This is a genomic window from Candidatus Obscuribacterales bacterium (assembly GCA_036703605.1).
Lineage (GTDB): Bacteria > Cyanobacteriota > Cyanobacteriia > RECH01 > RECH01 > RECH01.
Window position 1 is genome coordinate 1 of the sequence record DATNRH010000701.1, and the last position, 1,158, is coordinate 1,158.

The following is a 1,158-nucleotide window of genomic DNA, read 5'->3' on the forward strand; positions in this document are numbered from 1 at the left end:
CGGGTCGGAATTTCAGGCGATCCTCGACGTGTTCTATGGGGGCAGGCCTTGTCCGTTGACTATGAAGGCTCTGGATCGTCCGAATCCTGAAAGCCTTTCCTAGCAATGGGTGCGCACATAGAGACTGACCACGCCCATTACAGGTCATCCCAAGCAGACTAGCGCCCATCCCCCAGCCTGCGATCTTGGCGGCCAGCCAGGTCAAACAGGCTCTTGATGGAGTCGGGGTAGTGCGTTGTTCAGCGAATGTCCGCTCTGAGCCCCAAGCAGTCATCCAATTCTAGATTAGCAGCGTTAGGGAGTCATGGATTTCGGCCAGCTATGGTTTTGTCCCCACCGCAACGTAGAGTACGTCGGCGATAAGAACCGAGGAACTTTCCGCCCAAGTAAATTTGCTGTAATATTCAAAAGAATGGGGAAGGAGATATATGTGATGACTTATTTCGACCTAGGCTCATACTCCCGATCTATCTCCACCACGTCCCAAGACGCTCAAAAATGGTTCGACCGTGGATTGGTGTGGACCTACGCATACAATCATGAAGAGGCCATCGAGTGCTTTAGAAAAGCGCTGGCTGCGGATTCCGGGTGTGCAATGGCCCATTGGGGCATCGCTTATTGCATTGGCCCCAATTACAATAAACCTTGGGAGACATTCGAGGACGACGAAAAACCTGACTGTATCAAAGTAGCCCAGAACTCAATTGATGCAGCGAATGAACTTCTGGATCAGGTCACACCGGTGGAACGTGCCCTGATTGAGACATTGCCCGCGCGCTACCCAGACACTTCGGAAGTTGAGGACTTTAGCCCTTGGAATGACGCCTTTGCCAATGAAATGCGCAAGGTCCATTCCGAATATGGTGATGACCTGGATGTTTGCGCTCTTTTCGCCGAGGCGATGATGAACCGCACGCCTTGGCAGTTATGGGATTTACCGAGCGGTAAACCAGCTGAGGGCGCAGACACTCTTGAAGCAATTACTGTGTTGGACGAGGCGTTTCAAGCTCGGGCGCGGGCTTGGCAGCACCCGGGCCTCCTTCACATGTACATTCACCTTATGGAGATGTCGCCTCATCCAGAGAAGGCACTGCGGCACGGGGATGCCCTCAGCACCCTCGTCCCCGACGCGGGGCACCTGCTTCACATGCCAACCCA

At 53.8% G+C, this 1,158-nt stretch carries 1 protein-coding gene; it reads left to right on the forward strand.

What is annotated here, in order from left to right; translation table 11 throughout:
- Positions 1-433 precede the first annotated feature (433 nt).
- The coding region (locus V6D20_14825; GenBank protein HEY9817054.1) for a tetratricopeptide repeat protein at positions 434-1,158 on the forward strand (725 nt) is incomplete at its 3' end.